Source organism: Pedosphaera parvula Ellin514, assembly GCF_000172555.1.
GTDB lineage: Bacteria > Verrucomicrobiota > Verrucomicrobiia > Limisphaerales > Pedosphaeraceae > Pedosphaera.
The window spans coordinates 14299-32038 of sequence record NZ_ABOX02000064.1; the positions used below are offsets into that span (position 1 = coordinate 14299).

Below are 17740 nucleotides of genomic sequence, written 5' to 3' on the forward strand. Positions count from 1 at the left end.
CGAAGGGGAGTTGGGGTTTTCAGGTCATGGATAGTAAGCCGGTTGGGAAACCGGCGCTCCCTTCCTGGACCAAATGTCAAAATCAGGAGTCGGCGGCCAATCTTGCCTGGCTTTCAGGGTTGGTCTGGCTGCAAGGATTGTTTGAGATCGAGCATCGGCTGTTGGCTGATCACAATCATGCCGCCGCGCGGGCGGTCGAGATCAGCGATGAGCGTGATGACCACCGCAATAAGCAATGGCAGCACGACATTGGCGAAAGCGCCACGTTCGCCGCTGGCCCCGGCACCATAGCCACTGGCGCAGCAACCGCAGGCCGCCACGGCCAGCACCAGCAACCAGACGGCGCCTGGCACGCGGGTACGCCGCGCATTCATGCGCGTGGCATCGAGATCGATGGTATCGTTAAGTGCGTTGAAAAAGATAGCAGTGATCGGAGTGGGAGCTTCCTTCCCTGCTGACACGGCATGAGCCCATAACTCGCGTTGAATCTGCGCAGTTGCCCGCTCGGCAGCGGCCAGTTTGCCCTGGTCCTCGCCAGCCCGGAAAAAATCGAGACGCACATCCACATAGCGCCTTAGCAGGTCTTCGACGCCAGTCTTGTGAGCATCTGGGAGAACTGCGGCCCGGAGGTAAGTGGTGCCAATGGAATTTGCCTCCTGAAGCACCAACGCGCGCCGCGACTCGTAACGCCCCACCGACATGGCGAACGTAAAACCGAGCAACAGACCGAGCAGCCCCAGCATTGCGCCTTGAATCCCCCCAATCTGATCTTTGCGCGCCTGATCATTTGACAGATGGAGCCGCAGGCCAAAGTTAAAACCGAGTTCTGCCGCCGCCAGCAGCACGATAGAGACGATGGCAATGACGTGCCATTGACTGGCAAAGATGCGACTAAGGATGGTGTCAAGCATGCGACATGATCATAGTTTAAGAATTATCCCCCTTTGGTGGCTACTCACACGGCATCGTGATCGCCGGTTGATACACTATCCGCTACACGAACGAGACTTCAACCAACTGCGAGGCACAACGAAACCATGCCGCAGTGTTCTAAGCCGAAAACCGTGTTCAGAGTGCTACCGTGGTGTAAATCGTTTCGCCGTCTTGCATGGTGGGACGGTAGTAGATCTCGTTGGCGCGGAAATAGACCTGGCCGTTGATGTTGGTTTCGACTGCGCTCCTGGGCAATGAAGGTACGGTAATCCCGATTGGCGGGCTTACCACGATGTAATCGGAATCTTTTTGCTGGTAGTAGGTGCCGTCGGCGACGATGTAGGGGACGTTGTTCACGACCACAGGTTGGCCGTGGGGCGGCGGAGAATGAATGACTGTTCCGACAGCTGGCGCAGTGACTGCATCTGACGCGAAGCCTCCCCACTGGTTTTCGTTGTCGCGATCATGAGGGTAGTAGTCGCCATCGTGCGCCTCCACATCAACGTGTTGTTCGGCGTTGACCGTTCGGTTTCCCATCATGTTCCAGCCGATGGGAGGGTTGGCATGGACATTCCGGTTTACGTTGGCGTTGAAATTGACTTCGGCATTGAGGCGGCTGGAGCGGATGCCGCCGCGTTCCTGCGCATCACTCCATGTGGAGGGAGCAAAAGCAACCGCAAGAGAAACACTGAACAGCAAATAGAGGTCTTTTTGAGTCGACGCATGGTGATGTTTCATCGGATTTATTCAGTTCAGGGGTTTGATGGTGGCCGGTTGTTTGGAGCGGAGGCAGGAAGCATTTCAATTTTGGCCGCGCCTTTTGGGGGCGTGAACACAAAGATTGAGTCAGGCATATCCTCATTCAATTTCCAGTTATTGAAAAGCGTGAGGACTTGAGGCTGGAGCGGTTCTTGTTTGTAGGTAATGACAAGCTTTCGCGGGAGTTCCTGGGCATCGGTTGCAATCCACAATTGCCAGTCGAGTTGGTCGTTGTTGAAGGCAATGTGCTGGCAGGGAGTGCCGAGAATTGCGGCCTGGCCGAAATTGGCGCCGCCTTTGGTTCCGCCCATGGCGCTGGTGAAGGGATCGTTCACAAGGAAATCCCCAAGCGGTATGTTGATGTCATATTGTTTCTTCGCGGCATCGATGGCTTTATCAATTGTCCCCGGCAGAGTAACGGTGCTGTAGAGGTTTTTTGTGCGATCGAACAATGTGAGCGTGTGTCCATCATACCAGTAACCGCGACTGCGTGTTGGCGAGTGAACTTCAATCTGAAATTTATCCGGTCGACGAAGGCGGACATCCACGGTGCTGGTCGCTGAGACCTTGTGGGTTTCCACCACGGAGTCTTCCCAAACCTCGGCGTGAAAGGAGACAGTTTTTGCGGTGGCCAATCGATCACTGCTCTGGCGAAGGATGCGACCTGCTTCTGGATGGATGGTTGGGGCCGGATTGTCGACGGCGATGACTGAGCCAATGATTGCAAGGCTGCAAAGAGCGGCAAAGAATGTCCTTTTGACTTTCATGGTTCCGGGGATTTCAGAGGTTGATGACGGCGATAAGTTGTAAAAATTAGATTGAGGCGCTGCATCGGGAAAGGGAGAACTGTCCTGGTTTTCATGGTGCGAAACGATTGATAAAACCCTTGCTTGCATGCCCCATCGGCATACCCACTATTTCATATAAATTAATTTCGATTTGGTTTGGTGCCAGAATTGATTCGTGGGGTGAAGTGCCCGCATTGTGTAACTGGCAAAAGAAAGAAATTTGGAGTCTTAGAGCCAAGGAACGGGTTAGAAATGATCCGAGCATTACTCCGAGAGTATTATACTTGAATATTGCGATTTGCGGCATTAGCAAAACCTGGAGTTTTATCACTCAGGCAGGTAATCAACAAATCCAAGCTGAAAATCTGATCGACCCAGACCGGTGAGTTATGAACTCCAACTCAATAAGCAGGGTTGCCCACAAGGCTTGCAGAAGATCTTCACGCATAGGGTTGGTCCATGGGCTTTGTCGGTGGTACTCCGTCATCTAAAGAACGAACCAAGCCTGAAAGTATAAAGGTTCGAGTTAGTTCGACTTAATTCCGGTTAAAATAACACATTAACGTAATGTTTTTAATGAACGCGAGGTAATGAATTTTGTGGACATGCATTTTCGTCCTTTATTCGCCATCATAGACCCATACAATTCAACATATGCTGAAAGCCACACCAATTTCGGCCCTGCAACGGGCCATTTTTGTTTTGCTAACCTGTTCCACGGGAGCAGTTGCCGCTGATTTAGGTTCCAAATCGGGTGAATCTGTGATCTCGCCGGACATGGCCATTAAGCAATTCAAGGTTCCGCCTGGTTTCAAAATCGATTGCTGGGCTTCCGAGCCACAACTGAAGAACCCGGTCTCATTTTGCTTCGACGAAAAGGGACGGGTTTACGTGGCGGAGACCTTTCGTTATCGCACAAGTGTTTACGACATTCGCGAACACATGAGCGGGAAGACGAACATGTTCGATGATGACCTAGCGTGCAAAACGGTGGAAGACCGGGCGGCGATGATCAAGAAGTTTCTCGGAGACAGGTATACGGATTTGGCGCAGGAATCGGAAGTGGTCCAACTCCTGGAGGACCGCAGCGGTGGCGGCAAGGCGGATCATGCGCAAGTGTTTGCGGATGGGTTCAACACGATTTTGGACGGGATTGGCTCGGGTGTGCTGGCGCGGAAGGGGAATGTGTATTACTCGGACATTCCCAATTTGTGGTTACTGAAAGATACGCGGAATTCTGGAAAAGCCGATGTGCGGCAATCCTTGAGCTATGGCTACGGGGTTCATTTCAACCTGACCGGCCATGATTTGCACGGATTGCGTTTTGGGCCGGATGGAAAGCTTTACTTCAGCATCGGCGACCGCGGGATTCATGTGACAACGAAGGAAGGCAAACTGCTGGACTATCCCAACATGGGCACTGTGCTGCGGTGCAATGCGGATGGTTCGAACCTGGAGGTATTTGCTTACGGCGTGCGTAATCCGCAGGAACTGGCCTTTGACGATCATGGCAACTTGTGGACAGGTGATAATAATTGCGACCACGGCGATGCGGCGCGTTTGGTTTATGTTGTCGAGGGTGGAGATAGCGGTTGGCGCACAGGCAATCAATTCAGTGAAACCACGCCAGCAGGAGTTTGGAATGCTGAGAAGCTTTGGCATCTGCAGTTTCCTGGTCAGGCGGCTTACATTCTTCCGCCGGTGGGACACATTGCGAACGGGCCATCGGGATTAACGCATTATCCGGGAACCGGATTTTCGGACAGCTTCAAGGACCATTTCTTTCTATGTGATTTTAAAGGCGCGAGCGCACGCAGTGGCGTTCATGAATTTGGCATACAGGAAAACGGCGCCACGTTTACCATGGTGGGACGCACCAATTTCCTTTGGGACATTCTCGCCACCGATGTGGATTTCAGTCCGGACGGTCGCATGTATGTGACTGATTGGGTGCAGGGCTGGCCGCAATCGCAGATGGGTCGTATCTATCGCCTTTATGATCCGAACGCTGTAAACAGCCCGTTGGTATTGCAAACCAAGAAGCTCATCGCCGAGGGAATGGAGAAGCGTTCCAACAAGGAATTGGCGAAGTTGTTGGAACATCCTGATCAGCGTGTGCGTCAGGAAGCTCAGTTCGAATTGGCGGATCGCGGACCGAAGTCGATGAAGTATCTGCAAAGCGTTGCCTTGGGAAGCAAAAATCAGTTGGCACGTCTGCATGCAATTTGGGGCTTGGGACAGATCAGCGTGAAGGACAACAGTGTTCTCAAAGGCATTACCAAGCTGCTCAAAGACCAGGACGCGGAAGTGCGCGCGCAGACTGCAAAGATCATGGGTGAAGGTCATTACCAGGACGCAAGTGCTGTACTGATTGAGCTGCTCCGTGATTCGAATGCGCGCGTGCAATTCTTCTCAGCGATGAATTTGGGCAAACTCGGCAACAAAGCTGCGATTGCCCCCATCCTCGCGATGCTCAAGGCGAACGATAACAAGGATGTGTTTGTTCGTCATGCGGGCGTGATGGGATTGGTTGGATTGGCGGATAAGAATACGTTGATCGCCGCTGGGAAGGACAATTCAAAAGCAGTTCGCATGGGGGCGCTGTTGGCAATGCGCCGTTTGGAAATGCCGGAAATCGCGATGTTCCTGCATGATTCAGATGAGCTGGTGGTGCTGGAAGCGGCACGTGCCATTAACGACGTACCGATCAAGGATGCATGGCCGCAACTGGCTGGCTTGATCAAGCATCCGACGCACAACGAGCCACTCGATTGGCGAGTGGTGAATGCGAACTTCCGTCTTGGCGCTGACAAGAATGCAATTGCTCTGGCTCATTATGCAGCAGAAACCACCGCGACAGAAAAAGTTCGTGGCGAAGCGTTGCATGCTCTGGAAACCTGGGCCAAGCCAATGCCTCGCGAACGCCTGACTGGTTTGTGGCGTCCATTGCCTGCACGCGATGGCAAACCGGCCACCGAGGCATTGAAGCCGGTTGTTGCAAAAATATTAAGTGATTCACCGGATGCAATAAAAATTGCCGCAGTTCAGGCAGCGGAGAAACTTGGGATCGATGAGGCTGCCCCAGGAATATTTAATCTGGTGGCCAATGAAAAGAGCGAAGCGAATGTGCGTATCGAGGCTTTGAAAGCATTAGGCGAAATGCATGCCGCCAACCTGCCAGATGCCGTGAAGATCGCGGTGGCTGATAAGAATGAAAACGTGCGCAAGGAGGGCAATCGTTTGCAGGCGCAGATCAAGCCTGGTGATGCCACCGGTGCGCTGGCCAAAGTGCTGGAAAACGGGAGTATTACTGAAAAGCAAGGAGCATTTGCCACACTCAGTACGGTGGAAGGTGAAGCGACTGACAAGTTGCTTGCCGAATGGCTCGACAAGCTCATCGCTGGCAATGTTCAGAAGGAGATTCAGTTCGATCTCGTTGAGGCGGCCGGAAAGCGTGATTCTTCGGTGGTCAAAGAAAAGCTGGAAAAATATACCAGCTCACAGCCCAAGGATGAATTCGTCGGTTTCCGTGAAACGCTTTACGGCGGTAACGCTGAAGAGGGCAAAAAGGTTTTTCTTGAGAGACCCGAAGCTTCCTGCGTGCGCTGTCACAAAATTAACGGCGAAGGTGGTGAAGTTGGTCCGGAACTTGCCGGCATCATTACCCGAAAAGACCGTCAGTATATTCTTGAATCGATCCTCTATCCGAACAAGCAGATCGCTCCTGGTTTTGAAAGTATCGTAGTAAAAACCAAGGCCGGACAGAGCATTGCGGGCATTTTGAAAAGTGAAGATGCCCAGGAACTCGTAATCATTACACCGGATGACGGCCCAACCAAGGTGAAGACCAGCGAAATCACCTCGCGTGAGAAGGGTCAGTCTGCCATGCCAGAAGGCATGGGCAATATTCTCGCCAAACAGGATATTCGCAACCTGATCGAGTTTCTTGCTTCGACCAAGCAGGCGGTGGCAGCGAATGCAACCGCAAGCCCGGCGAAGTGATCTTTCGAGAAATGATCAGAAAACGGGTGGTGCCGACGCAGGCACTACCCGGTAATAGCGGTTGGTGAAACTGGATGCGTCCGTGTCGATGAAGTGGATTCCATCCTTCACGACGGTGTTGGTGCAAATTGAGGTCCAGTCAACCATGTTCATCGAAATCTGCACGCAGAAGTTAAGTCCGTTGGTGGCTGGGAGTCCCACGTAGAAGGAGCCGCCCGGCAGGATGTAGGGGACAGGCCAGGGAAATTTACTCTCCTCCAAGATGAGCGCTTCCGCCATGCCTGGCGAACCTACAAAGTAGGGAACGGGAGGTTGAGAATCGATAGGATCTAGCTGGTGCAACGAGAGGATCACAGTTTCAAAACGATTGGAACTGAGATCTAAATCTTCCAATGGGTTGATGGTAATCAGCGCGAACCGCTTTCCTGCTGGAATGGTAACATTTCCGGGCAGCGTGACATAATCGACCCCATTGGAGGCCGTGCCGCCAATGTCATAGTACACCGTCAAGTCTGTGTTGGTGTCTCCGATTCGTCGGACAAGGAAGGTGGCGGTATTGGTCCCACTATAGTAGTTGGTAAAAGTCGCGACAGGAGAAATAAAGAAATGATTCGTCCCTGGGTTTTCAACTGCGATGGGATCAGTCGCCACGATGGAAACAACGGGAGGCGGGTTTGTGATTGGCCCCGTCTTGACCGTGATGTTGACAGGAGAGGAAGTGCCCGTAGCGCCCAGGTTATCCGTCGCCACTGCAGTCAAAATATATTGGCCGGCAGAAACATTCGGCCAGGAAAGGTGAAACGGGTTTGCAACACTGCCAGCCAATGGGTTGTTCGTGGCAATGCCGAGGCTATTGGCACCTTCAAAAAACTCAACCGTGGTTACCGATCCATCGGAGTCGAACGCACTTGCGAAAAGGGTTATGTTCGCAGGAGCAGGATAGGTTGCGCCACCCATCGGGCTTGTAATGGTGACTACGGGAGGCTTGTTGCTACTGCTTATGTCGTTGTCATGAATGACCACAGCCGCGGAACTGGGATTTCCTATCAGATAGTATAAATCCGGCGACATGTAGGGAGGATTAGCCAGGTGCAAAACGACGGTTTCATCGCCTTCCAGCAATTGGTCATCGATGGGGGTGATGACAATCTGGGCGGAATTGGCGCCGGGAGGAATGACAACGCTGTTTGGAATTGCCACGTAATCAACGCCGTTGGACGCCGTGCCGCCAACGACATAGAACACGCGCAATTCGTTGGTAGTGGTGCGACTGCGATAAACTGTAAATACGCCAGGATCGCCCGCCTCGGAAGCCGATGGATCGGTGGCCTCGATGGTAACCCCGGGAGCGTTCGTGCCAATGGGGCCGGTAATCTGGCCAAAGCTTGTGCCAGCAAGGGGAATAAGAAGTGAGATTGTGCTTAAACAACTAAACAGACGTCGAACGAAACCACAGCTTTTCATAACTATTTCCTTTATTGTTAATCCGACCGCGCTTCTGCTCGTGGTTCTGCGGCAATGATGTATGAATGACTTAAGAACCACTAGTACTCTTCGGCAGAATTTTGTCAATACCTGAAAAACAGATATTTATCAGCCCGATTTACTCCAAAGACTTCTTATTTTCACCAACCCCGGACGTCTTCCCATCTAAAAACCAAACCGTTGACCATTTGATGAGTTCCGCCGCAACCATTACAACTGGAGCCTCCGATTATAAATTGCACTTTGATTTTCAGCCTATAAATTCACTGCCCTATGGAATGGCTCTCGTTTTTAAAAGATCCTCAAGTATGGATTAGTTTGGTGACTTTGACCCTGCTCGAAATTGTTCTGGGCATCGACAATATCGTTTTCCTTTCCATTTTGGCCGGCAAACTACCCAAGAATCAGCAGCACAAAGCTAGGCAACTTGGGCTCAGTCTGGCCTTGATTACACGCATCATGCTGCTGTGCGGCCTGGCCTGGATGGTCAAGTTGACAACACCACTTTTTACTGTCCTGGGACATGGAGTCTCGGGGCGGGATTTAATCCTGATTGCCGGCGGATTATTCCTACTCGGCAAAAGCACTCATGAAATCCACGATAAACTTGAAGGTGAGGATGGCGAAGTGACCAACCGCATTGCGCCCAAGTTCGCCGCAGTGATTGTACAAATCATGCTGCTCGACATTGTGTTCTCCCTGGACTCAGTGATAACTGCGGTAGGGATGGTAAAGCAGTTGCCCGTGATGATTGCTGCCGTGATCGTCGCGATGATCTTCATGCTCTTTTTCTCCAAATACATCAGCGACTTCATCGACAAGCATCCAACGCTGAAGATGCTGGCCCTCAGCTTTTTGATCCTGATTGGATGCGCCTTGGTGGCCGAAGGGTTCCATAAGGAAATTCCCAAAGGATACATCTACTTTGCCATGGCCTTTTCTGTTGGCGTGGAAATGCTGAACCTGAAGCTGCGATCCAAAAAAGGACATAAGGTCGAATTGAACCAACCTTATCGCTGAGCGGCGGGGAATTAAAGAGCGAGCAGGAGTTTTTTAATTTCCTTGAGCCTGCCCTTGGCATCGCCTTTGGTGAGGCGCGGGAATTTGCCGCCGAGCATGATGTAGTCGTTGTTGCGGGTGAGCATCAATTTGTCGTCCTTGACTTCAATAATCGTGATGTTCTTTTCGCCAGCCAATATCTTGAGCTCGCCCACCTGCAACAACAGTTCCATGGCCGGAGGCAAGGTGCCAAAGCGATCACGCAATTCTTTTGCCAGGTTCTCAAGAGCGGCTTTATCGGTGGCCTGGGCGAGCTTTCGATAAATGTCGATGCGTTGTTTCGCTTCGGAAACATAGCTCAGTGGAATAAATGCCGAGCCTTTCTCAACCTGCATAGGCTGCTCTGTTTTCTGTTCGGCAACCTCATCATATTCCACATAGGTCAACACTTCTCGAGGAATGATAATTTCAGGCTCTGCCTTGCGTCGCTTTGGAGCTTCTGCTTTCGCTCCACGTTCTGGTGCCGCACTTTCCTCGCCCGGGTTCAATGCCAAAAAGTCAAACCGCACCTGCACCTCGACGCGTGGCTTTACTTTTTCACCCTTCAAGGCAGCCACGCTTTGCTTCAATAATTGACAATAGAGATCGAAACCCACCGCGGTGATCTGGCCGCTCTGTTCTGGACCGAGCATGTTCCCTGCCCCACGGATTTCGAGGTCGCGCATGGCAATTTTAAAGCCGCTGCCCAGGGTGGAGTATTGTTTCAATGCGCTGATGCGCTTGCGCGCGTCGGCGAGTAAACCGGCGTGCCGCGGTAGGAGAAGATAAGCGTAAGCCTGATGTTTGTAGCGTCCCACACGGCCGCGCAATTGATAAAGATCGCTAAGACCGAAGCGGTCGGCACGATCGATGATCATCGTGTTTGCGTTGGGGATGTCCAGGCCGCTTTCAATAATCGTCGTCGATAGCAGCACGTCAGCTTCACCATTTATGAAAGCCGTCATCACCTCTTCAAGATCATCAGGCTTCATCTGGCCGTGCCCGACCACAATCCGGGCGTGGGGTACCAGAGTGCGAAGTTTCTGTGCCATGGCATCGATGGTGCCGACCCGGTTGTGTAGGAAGTACACCTGGCCTCCCCGATTCAATTCACGCTGGATAGCCTCGCGGATCAGCCGTTCATCATATTGGGCAACGATGGTTTCCACCGGCAAACGATCCTGTGGAGGAGTTTCAATGGTACTCATGTCGCGAGCGCCGGTGAGAGCGAGATAGAGCGTGCGGGGAATCGGCGTGGCACTGAGAGTTAATACATCGACCAACTTGCGAATCTGCTTAAACTTTTCCTTGTGTAGCACTCCAAACCGTTGCTCCTCGTCAATAATAACGAGTCCTAAATCCTTAAAATTAATATCCGACTGGATTAAACGGTGCGTGCCAATGACAATGTCCACCGCCCCGGCAGGTAATTCGCTGATCACTCGCTTTCGATTCTTGGGACTGCGAAAACGTGACAATAATTCCACGCGCATCGGGTAATCTGCGACCCGTTCCTTGAAAGTATTATAATGCTGTTGCGCGAGCACCGTGGTGGGCACCAGTATCGCGACCTGTTTGCCTTCCATCACCGCCTTGAAAGCGGCGCGAATGGCAACCTCGGTTTTCCCGAAACCAACGTCGCCGCAAATCAAGCGATCCATGGGCTTCGGACGTTCCATGTCACCCTTGGTCTCGTTGATGGCACGCATTTGATCACGTGTCTCCTCGTAAAGGAAGGCGCTTTCGAATTCGCGCTGCCAGGGAGTGTCGGCTTTGAATGAATAACCGGGCTGCGATTCGCGAGCAGCTTGGATCGCCAAAAGTTCACTGGCGACATCACGCACCGCACGTTCAGCTTGTGCCTTTGCCTTAGCCCAGCGCGTGCCACCGATGGTGTTCAGTTGGGGACGTGCCTTGCCCGCACCGACATATTTGCTGACGAGATGCGCCTCAGTTACCGGAACGTAAAGCTTGGGCGCCGGCTGTTGCGGGTCGCTGGCGGCATATTCGATGACCAGGCATTCCTGACCTGAGTCAGCTGGCGTTGCATTGGGATCGACTCCCTTTCGCCCCAACGTCACAGGCAACACCTTCAAACCCTGGTAGCGGCCGATGCCATGTTGCAAATGGACAACGTAATCCCCTTCCTCCAACTCGGTGAAATCAATATCCAATGCGGAACGCGTGGCTTGAGCATGCGGGGACTTGAGACGGCGCGGACGCTGCACTTTGTAGCGGCCAAAAATTTCGGCATCAGTAACCACCACCACCTTGGCTTCTTCGTTAAGGAAACCTCGACCAAGTGCACCCAGATGCATTTTGAGACCGAAGTCTTCCCCGAATCCATAATCCTTCCAAACTTCCTGGAAACGTTGGCGCTCACCATCGTTATTGCAGAACAGATGAACATCATATCCTTGTCGCGACCAGCGATGCAATTGGGCAAAGAATTCCCGGCGTTGCGCTTCGGCAATCTGCGGCTCAGGAGCACGCGCGCCGAGCGGGCGAAATGCTTCCAAACTGGAAAATGGGAGTGAGTTCTCTGTGCTTTCGCCGAACGGCCTTTCATCTTCGGCGACGGCTTCCGATTCGGAGAGAACGTCCATCCCTTCAGACTCTCCGTCCATTACAATTTCCGAGAGCTGCAAAGATTTCATTCCCTTCTCGCTCAAGAGCTCCTGGAAGTCACTCCAGGGGATGTGGAAAGGATCCTCATTTGGTACCTGCGTGGAATATTGCTCCGTGTGTTCTTCGATTCTTTCCGGTTCACTCAGAATAAAGAGTGTTCCGGTGGGCAGATAATCCAGCAAGGTGGCGAGAGATGCCTGTTGGTCTCGCGCCGCAAGTTGTTTGAGAATGCCAAACTCCCCACCAGGCGGCAGTGTGACCGTGGCGATCTGTTCACGCGATATCTGGGTGATGGGGTCGAAATATCGAAGCGACTCCAATTCATCGCCAAAAAATTCCAACCGCACCGGCCAGGGACTGGTCATCGGATAGACATCCAAAATGCCGCCACGCAAAGCGATTTCACCCTTTTGCGTGACCTGCGCCTCAGGTTCGTAACCCTGTTCTTCGAGCCACTCAATAAGGTCCAGAGGTTCGACTCGATCTCCGCGATTTAGCATCCGCGTCCGCTCCTTAAGCACGCTGGCGGGAAAGGTTTTTTGCAGCAGCGCGGTAACATTCGCAATAATATGTGGTGCGGCTCCACGCTTACCGGGAGACTGCCTGGCGAGTGCCACGAGGGTTTCCAGCCGTTCACTGATGACATCAGCGTGCGGTAGTTTGGACTCATGCGGCATGACTTCCCAGGCAGGATAAAACAAAGGGCGATCGCTAATGGTTGAAGGTTGAGAAGCCGGAGCCTTGCCCTTTGACTTTTGCTGTGAGCCTTCGAAGTTTAGCCAGGTTTCGACATCCTGTTGAAAGCTTTCCTGAGTCTTAAGACTGTCTGAGACAAGAACGATCGGCAGCTCAGGAAGCAGTTGTCGTAACAAGGCAGCAAGAAAAGGTTGAGCCGAGGCACTGATGCCATTAAGAGACAACACTCCCCCATTCTCCAGGCGCCGCAGCAATGACTGCACAGCGGGAGTTTCTGAAATCTTAGCGAACAATTTGCTTGTCGCCATTGCTACTGATGGTTCTTGCGCCAAGCCAAGGAAAGGTTGCAGCCCTCAGCCATATCGTCAAGAGGACGGAGGTCATGCCAAAAGCCAACTCACGCCGGTCCAAGTGTCTATTCCCACTCGATCGTCGCCGGCGGCTTGCTGGAAATATCGAAGCAAACGCGGTTAACACCTTTGACTTCGTTGATGATGCGACTCGAGAGTTTTTCGAGCAGGTCGTAAGGAAGCTTGACCCAATCTGCAGTCATGCCGTCCTGTGATTCCACGGCGCGCAAAGCGATGGTGTAATCGTAGGTGCGTTCATCGCCCATGACTCCAACGCTCTTCACTGGAAGCAGCACGGCAAAACTTTGCCAAATCTTGTAATACCATCCGCTGGTCTTCATCTCCTCAACGACGATGGTATCGGCTTCACGGAGAATCTCGCAACGGCGCGGAGTGACTTCGCCGAGGATGCGAACTGCAAGGCCGGGACCAGGGAACGGTTGGCGCAAAACAATTTCGCGAGGCAAACCAAGTTCCAAACCGAGTTCGCGCACCTCGTCCTTGAACAAGGACTTGAGCGGTTCGACGAGTTGGAAGCGCATCTTTTTCGGCAAACCACCGACATTGTGATGGCTCTTGATCATCGCGGCAGGATTGCCAGCGATGGGCACGGATTCAATGATATCGGGATAAAGTGTGCCTTGAGCTAGAAACTTTGCTTTCCCGGCGCGCTTGGTGGCGGCTTCAAATACTTCAATGAAGGTTTTGCCAATGATCTTCCGCTTACGCTCAGGATCAGTGACACCCTTCAAACGCTTCAAGAACAGGTTGGAGGCATCCTCGTATTGCAGCTTTATTTTGAAATGGCGGCCAAAGACCTCCTGAACCGTTTTGGCTTCGCGCCCTCGCAGCAGGCCGTTATTAACAAAAATGCAGGTAAGCTGGTTGCCGATGGCTTTGTGCAGCAACGCCGCTGCCACACTGGAATCAACACCACCACTCAAGCCGAGAATCACCTTCTCATTACCGACCTGGTTGCGGATGGCTTCGACAGCCTGATCGATGTAGCTGTGCATCGTCCAAAGCTTGCCACAGCCACAAATGTTATGAACGAAATTACTGATGATCTCCCGCCCTTGCGGGGTGTGCGCCACCTCGGGATGAAATTGCAGCCCATACATTTTTTTGGCGTGGTTCTCAATCGCGGCATAATCAGAATTCTCCGTGATTGCAACGGATTTAAATCCCCTGGGCAGTTTGGTGAGCTTATCACCGTGCGAATTCCAAACCTGGAGCTTCTCCGGCAGATTCGCGAAGAGCGCACAGAAGCTGTCTTTAACCTGAAGCGTGCCCTTGCCGTATTCGCGCTTTTGCCCCTTCTCCACTTTCCCGCCAAGGTATTGTGCCACGAGTTGCAGACCGTAGCAGATGCCAAGGATGGGAATTCCCAAATCGAAGATTGCCTTGTCCGGCTGTGGCGCGCCTTTGGTATAAACACTGGCCGGTCCACCGGACAGAATGAGCCCCTTGGGTTGCATCGCGGCAATTTCCTCCGCGGGCGTGTCGTAGCGCAGGATGATGGAATAGACATTGCACTCGCGAATGCGGCGCGCGATGACCTGTGTATATTGAGAACCAAAATCCAGAATTACAATTTGCTCATTCATACCAAAAGAAAGCGAGAGTGTTTGCCTTCGAAATGAAGGTTTGGCGAGACAAAAGATTTGTCCAACAAAAATATTTAAACTTCGCCGCCCGTCCCGGCTGGAAGCAGGCGGCGTTCGCTTATTGCGCCACGGTGAACACGGATCCAACTGCCGGATCGTAGCTATACTTCATCCCGGCTGGCGGTTCAGGAAGGGCTGGAATGACCTTCTTTTCAACCAGTTCATCCAGAGTATTGGGATTGCGCCCTTCCTGGACTTTGAACATTTGGATCGCTTGATTCAATGAAGCGGTGTCCACAACCTTCAGCGCTTTGTTCTGCGCATTAGCCATCGCAGAGTCGCCTGAGGCTGCCGGTTGATTGGCTGTTGTGGAGCTCTTACTGCAGCCCGCCAATGCCAGTGAGGCAAAAAGAGAGAGATAAATAAGCGTTTTCATGCGGCGAGTGTATATTAACTAAGAAAAAAAGCCAACAACCTCCGCGCATCAATTCCCGATGCGCGATTTCCCTGCCCTAACCTTGCTTAAAAAGAGGCCGGGCAGTTACCCTTGCCCGGCTTGTGCTTTCACACGTTACCCAAAGTAACCTGGAGTGTCTTACTTCGCTGGAGCGTTCGTCGAAGGCGTCGCTGGAGCAGCGTTCGTCGAAGTACCGGTGGAAGTATCGGTCTTCTGTTCACAGCCAACGAGAATCATCGCACTCAGGACACAGAATAGTAATGCAAGGGTTGTTTTCCTTTTCATAAGACCGTAATATAACACGTTGACAATCCATGCTCAAGAAAAATTGAGCAGGCAGTTTTCGCAACTCCACCTGCCGCCGCCTGTAGTTTTCAAAGTTCATTCTACAACCCGCTTTCGGGTGCCAAATCCCGCGCCAACCTGATGAGCGCCAGATCTTCGGCGAGATTTCCAAACTTAAAATTAGGTAACCCGCTTTGTTGCTGGCCAAGCAATTCCCCAGGACCGCGAATCTTCAGATCCGCCTCGGCAATACGAAAACCATCGTTGGTTTCTTCCAACACCTGCAACCGTTGCCGCGCCTCAGCGTTTTTGACCGCCGCAATTAAGATACAAAACGAATCGTGCGCGCCGCGACCAATTCGACCGCGAAGCTGATGCAGCTGCGCCAAACCAAATTGCTCGGAGTTCTCAATCACCATGATGGTGGCATTCGGAACATCAACCCCGACCTCGATTAGCGGCGTGGCCAAAAGGATGTTCACCTGGTTCTTACGAAAACCGGTCATTACCAATTCCTTCTCCGCCGCCTTCAATCGTCCATGCAGAAGTCCAATCCGGTAAGGTGCCAGCAATGATTTTAAATTTTCGAACTCCTTCGTAACCGCCTTCAATCCCGTCGGACCGCTCTCCTCCACGCGCGGATAGACCACATAAGCCTGCCTGCCTTCAGCCAGCTTTTCGCGGATGAACGCCCAGACTTTCGGCAACTTATCCGCCGTGCGCACAAATGTTTTGATACGCCCGCGCCCAGTGGGAAGCTCGTCAATAGTCGAAACGTCCAACTCACCATAGAGCGTCAATCCCAACGTGCGCGGAATCGGCGTCGCCGTCATAACCAGCAGGTGCGGATAATTGCCTTTACGCAGGAGCTTCTCGCGTTGCGTGACACCGAACTTATGTTGCTCATCGATGATGACCAGCCCCAAATGATTCAGCGCAAAACCATCTTCGATCAGCGCGTGTGTGCCGATCGCCATCGTGAGCTGATGCGAGGTGCTCTCCGCCACTTCCGGCAGCATCGGTCCCGCCGTCTTGTCCGCCCGCACCGACTTTTGGCTGCCAGTCTGCATGATCACCCGGATGCCGAGCGGCTCAAACCAGCGTCGAAAGTTTTGGAGATGCTGCTCCGCCAAAATCTCCGTCGGCGCCATCAACGCCACATTGTAACCGCTTTCCAGCGCCATCAACGCGCAACAGGCCGAAACCACCGTCTTCCCAGAGCCCACATCCCCCTGCAAAAGCCGCCGCATGGGATGCGCCCCGCCCATATCTTTACGGAGCTCACGCAAGACCTTCGTTTGCGCCTCGGTCAACGTGAACCCAAGCTTCGCCAAAAACGGCTTGATGAAATGGTTATCTCCCGCGCAGGGACGAGATTGTGCCTTCAATTCAAACCGTTTGCGCCGCAATTGAATTTCCCTTTGCAACTCTATGAACTCATCCAATGCCAGCCGTCTTCGAGCCAGCTCGATGTCCCCAATCGCCTCCGGAAAATGAACCATGTGCAGCGCATTCGCTTTTGACGGCAACTCCTTATAACCCTGCGCCTCCGGCCGTTCCTTCGATGTCAGCCCGTAATCCCGCAGGCGAAAACTGGCGGCGACACCTTGCGTCTCTTCGCATAGCTTGGGCCACGGCTCGACAATCTCTTTCTCAAACTCACCCAGTGTTCGATGGATGAAAGACCGTATCCACCGTTGCGGCATCCCCTCGGTGAGCGGATAAATCGGCGCAATCCGATTGATATGAATCGAACTCTCCTCGCCGCCATAAATGACCTCAGTTTCTGGATGGTCGATGGTGCGTGGCTTCAGCGAATTCAGCTTGCCGAAAACGAAGACTTCATCCCCTTGCGCGAAGTAATTCTGCATGAACGGCAGATTCCACCACCGGCAATGCAACCGCCCCGTGCCATCATCCAGGATGATCTCAAAAACCGACCGCATCCCCTTCTTAAACCGCTTCAACCCCAACGCCACAATCGTCCCCCGCGTCGTCGAAGCCTCATCCAACTGCAACTCCGCGATGTTCCGAAAATACCGCCGATCCTCATAGCGACGCGGCCGATGTAGCAACAAGTCCCCGACCGTAAACAACCCCAGACGCGCCAATTGCGCCTCCCGCTCCGTCCCCACTCCGCGCAATTCCTTGAGCGGACGGGCCAACGGCGATTCGACAACATTCGACGGCACAGACATCTCAGTTAAGGATACAAATGACATGGTGATGCATCAAGGGAAAGGCCTCCAGGAATCCGCATTAAATCGTCCATCAATATTCATCAAATTCCAATCCCCGCTCCTTCCATTTTATTTTTTAAATCAAATTTTTCTGTTCCGTGGTTTCCATCCTGCCCCTGAATGTTCTCCAATTTATTTTTTAACCTTCCGATACCTTCCGATACCTTCCGATACCTTCCGATACCTTCCGATACCTTCCGATACCTTCCGCTCTATCCTTTTTTCCCTTTCCACCCATCCCAGATTTCCCGCAGGACCTGCTGGAGGCGGAATCTTCTCTTTTCGCGTATTTAGAGAGTATTTCGTGATTCTCAAAGTCCTGCCTTTCATTCCATCAAATAATTTTTCACCGTCATCATCCAGCGTCATTTGCCGTCCATTACCGCCATCCACCGTCCGAACTCCCTCTACAGAATCAATTCCAGAACACAGGGTCGCTCCAACTCTCCTCAACCGGTCCTGGGCATTTGTC

Annotated in this window: 12 protein-coding genes; 2 read left to right on the top strand and 10 right to left on the bottom strand. The window is 52.5% G+C overall.

Annotation, left to right across the window (positions count from 1 at the left end; genetic code table 11):
- Nucleotides 1-113: 113 nt before the first annotated feature.
- From CFLAV_RS28640 to CFLAV_RS28650, 3 genes are all read right to left on the bottom strand, one after another.
- Entirely contained in the window at nt 114-911 is a 798-nt protein-coding gene (locus CFLAV_RS28640) for a bestrophin-like domain (protein WP_007418418.1), read from the bottom strand.
- A 157-nt stretch (nt 912-1068) separates the two neighbouring features.
- Nucleotides 1069-1671, bottom strand: a complete 603-nt coding sequence (locus tag CFLAV_RS28645) for a DUF6515 family protein (RefSeq protein ID WP_007418419.1) — start codon at nt 1669-1671, stop codon at nt 1069-1071.
- A gap of 14 nt (nt 1672-1685) precedes the next feature.
- Nucleotides 1686-2459, bottom strand: a complete 774-nt coding sequence (locus tag CFLAV_RS28650; protein WP_007418420.1) for a DUF2092 domain-containing protein — start codon at nt 2457-2459, stop codon at nt 1686-1688.
- A gap of 675 nt (nt 2460-3134) precedes the next feature.
- On the opposite strand from CFLAV_RS28650, the gene CFLAV_RS28655 reads away from it, so the two are divergent.
- Nucleotides 3135-6482, top strand: a complete 3348-nt coding sequence (locus tag CFLAV_RS28655) for a DUF7133 domain-containing protein (RefSeq protein WP_007418421.1) — start codon at nt 3135-3137, stop codon at nt 6480-6482.
- Nucleotides 6483-6497: 15 nt separating this feature from the next.
- On the opposite strand, the gene CFLAV_RS28660 is transcribed toward CFLAV_RS28655, so the two are convergent.
- Complete coding sequence (locus CFLAV_RS28660; RefSeq protein ID WP_007418422.1) at nt 6498-7946, bottom strand: Calx-beta domain-containing protein; 1449 nt, start codon at nt 7944-7946, stop codon at nt 6498-6500.
- Between the two features lie 294 nt (nt 7947-8240).
- Here CFLAV_RS28660 and CFLAV_RS28665 point away from each other — a divergent pair, with 294 nt between their 5' ends.
- Nucleotides 8241-8987 carry a TerC family protein gene (locus CFLAV_RS28665; protein ID WP_007418423.1) on the top strand — a complete coding sequence of 249 codons (747 nt, stop codon included), beginning with the start codon at nt 8241-8243 and terminating at the stop codon, nt 8985-8987.
- Nucleotides 8988-8998: 11 nt separating this feature from the next.
- Here CFLAV_RS28665 and mfd read toward each other — a convergent pair whose 3' ends face one another.
- The 6 genes from mfd to CFLAV_RS36745 all read right to left on the bottom strand — a co-directional run.
- Nucleotides 8999-12637 carry a transcription-repair coupling factor gene (gene mfd / locus CFLAV_RS28670; RefSeq protein ID WP_007418424.1) on the bottom strand — a complete coding sequence of 1213 codons (3639 nt, stop codon included), beginning with the start codon at nt 12635-12637 and terminating at the stop codon, nt 8999-9001.
- Nucleotides 12638-12744: 107 nt separating this feature from the next.
- Nucleotides 12745-14286, bottom strand: a complete 1542-nt coding sequence (gene guaA / locus CFLAV_RS28675; RefSeq protein WP_007418425.1) for a glutamine-hydrolyzing GMP synthase — start codon at nt 14284-14286, stop codon at nt 12745-12747.
- 118 nt (nt 14287-14404) lie between these two features.
- Nucleotides 14405-14722: a hypothetical protein gene (locus CFLAV_RS28680; RefSeq protein WP_007418426.1), complete on the bottom strand. Its 318-nt coding sequence runs from the start codon at nt 14720-14722 to the stop codon at nt 14405-14407.
- 159 nt (nt 14723-14881) lie between these two features.
- Nucleotides 14882-15028, bottom strand: a complete 147-nt coding sequence (locus CFLAV_RS35845; RefSeq protein ID WP_160164684.1) for a hypothetical protein — start codon at nt 15026-15028, stop codon at nt 14882-14884.
- Between the two features lie 101 nt (nt 15029-15129).
- On the bottom strand, nt 15130-17250 hold the full coding sequence (gene recG / locus CFLAV_RS28685; protein ID WP_007418427.1) for an ATP-dependent DNA helicase RecG: 2121 nt from the start codon (nt 17248-17250) through the stop codon (nt 15130-15132).
- A 150-nt stretch (nt 17251-17400) separates the two neighbouring features.
- Nucleotides 17401-17740 (bottom strand): hypothetical protein (locus CFLAV_RS36745; RefSeq protein WP_237712479.1); only part of this gene is annotated, 340 nt, incomplete at its 5' end.

What these genes read in the sequence shown, in the direction of transcription:
- mfd (WP_007418424.1), bottom strand. Translation starts at nt 12,637, where the DNA reads ATGGCGACAAGCAAATTGTTCGCTAAGATTTCAGAAACTCCCGCTGTG.
- CFLAV_RS35845 (WP_160164684.1), bottom strand. Translation starts at nt 15,028, where the DNA reads ATGAAAAGGAAAACAACCCTTGCATTACTATTCTGTGTCCTGAGTGCG.
- CFLAV_RS28655 (WP_007418421.1), top strand. Translation starts at nt 3,135, where the DNA reads ATGCTGAAAGCCACACCAATTTCGGCCCTGCAACGGGCCATTTTTGTT.
- recG (WP_007418427.1), bottom strand. Translation starts at nt 17,250, where the DNA reads ATGTCATTTGTATCCTTAACTGAGATGTCTGTGCCGTCGAATGTTGTC.
- CFLAV_RS28660 (WP_007418422.1), bottom strand. Translation starts at nt 7,946, where the DNA reads ATGAAAAGCTGTGGTTTCGTTCGACGTCTGTTTAGTTGTTTAAGCACA.
- CFLAV_RS28645 (WP_007418419.1), bottom strand. Translation starts at nt 1,671, where the DNA reads ATGAAACATCACCATGCGTCGACTCAAAAAGACCTCTATTTGCTGTTC.
- CFLAV_RS28640 (WP_007418418.1), bottom strand. Translation starts at nt 911, where the DNA reads ATGCTTGACACCATCCTTAGTCGCATCTTTGCCAGTCAATGGCACGTC.
- CFLAV_RS28680 (WP_007418426.1), bottom strand. Translation starts at nt 14,722, where the DNA reads ATGAAAACGCTTATTTATCTCTCTCTTTTTGCCTCACTGGCATTGGCG.
- guaA (WP_007418425.1), bottom strand. Translation starts at nt 14,286, where the DNA reads ATGAATGAGCAAATTGTAATTCTGGATTTTGGTTCTCAATATACACAG.
- CFLAV_RS28665 (WP_007418423.1), top strand. Translation starts at nt 8,241, where the DNA reads ATGGAATGGCTCTCGTTTTTAAAAGATCCTCAAGTATGGATTAGTTTG.
- CFLAV_RS28650 (WP_007418420.1), bottom strand. Translation starts at nt 2,459, where the DNA reads ATGAAAGTCAAAAGGACATTCTTTGCCGCTCTTTGCAGCCTTGCAATC.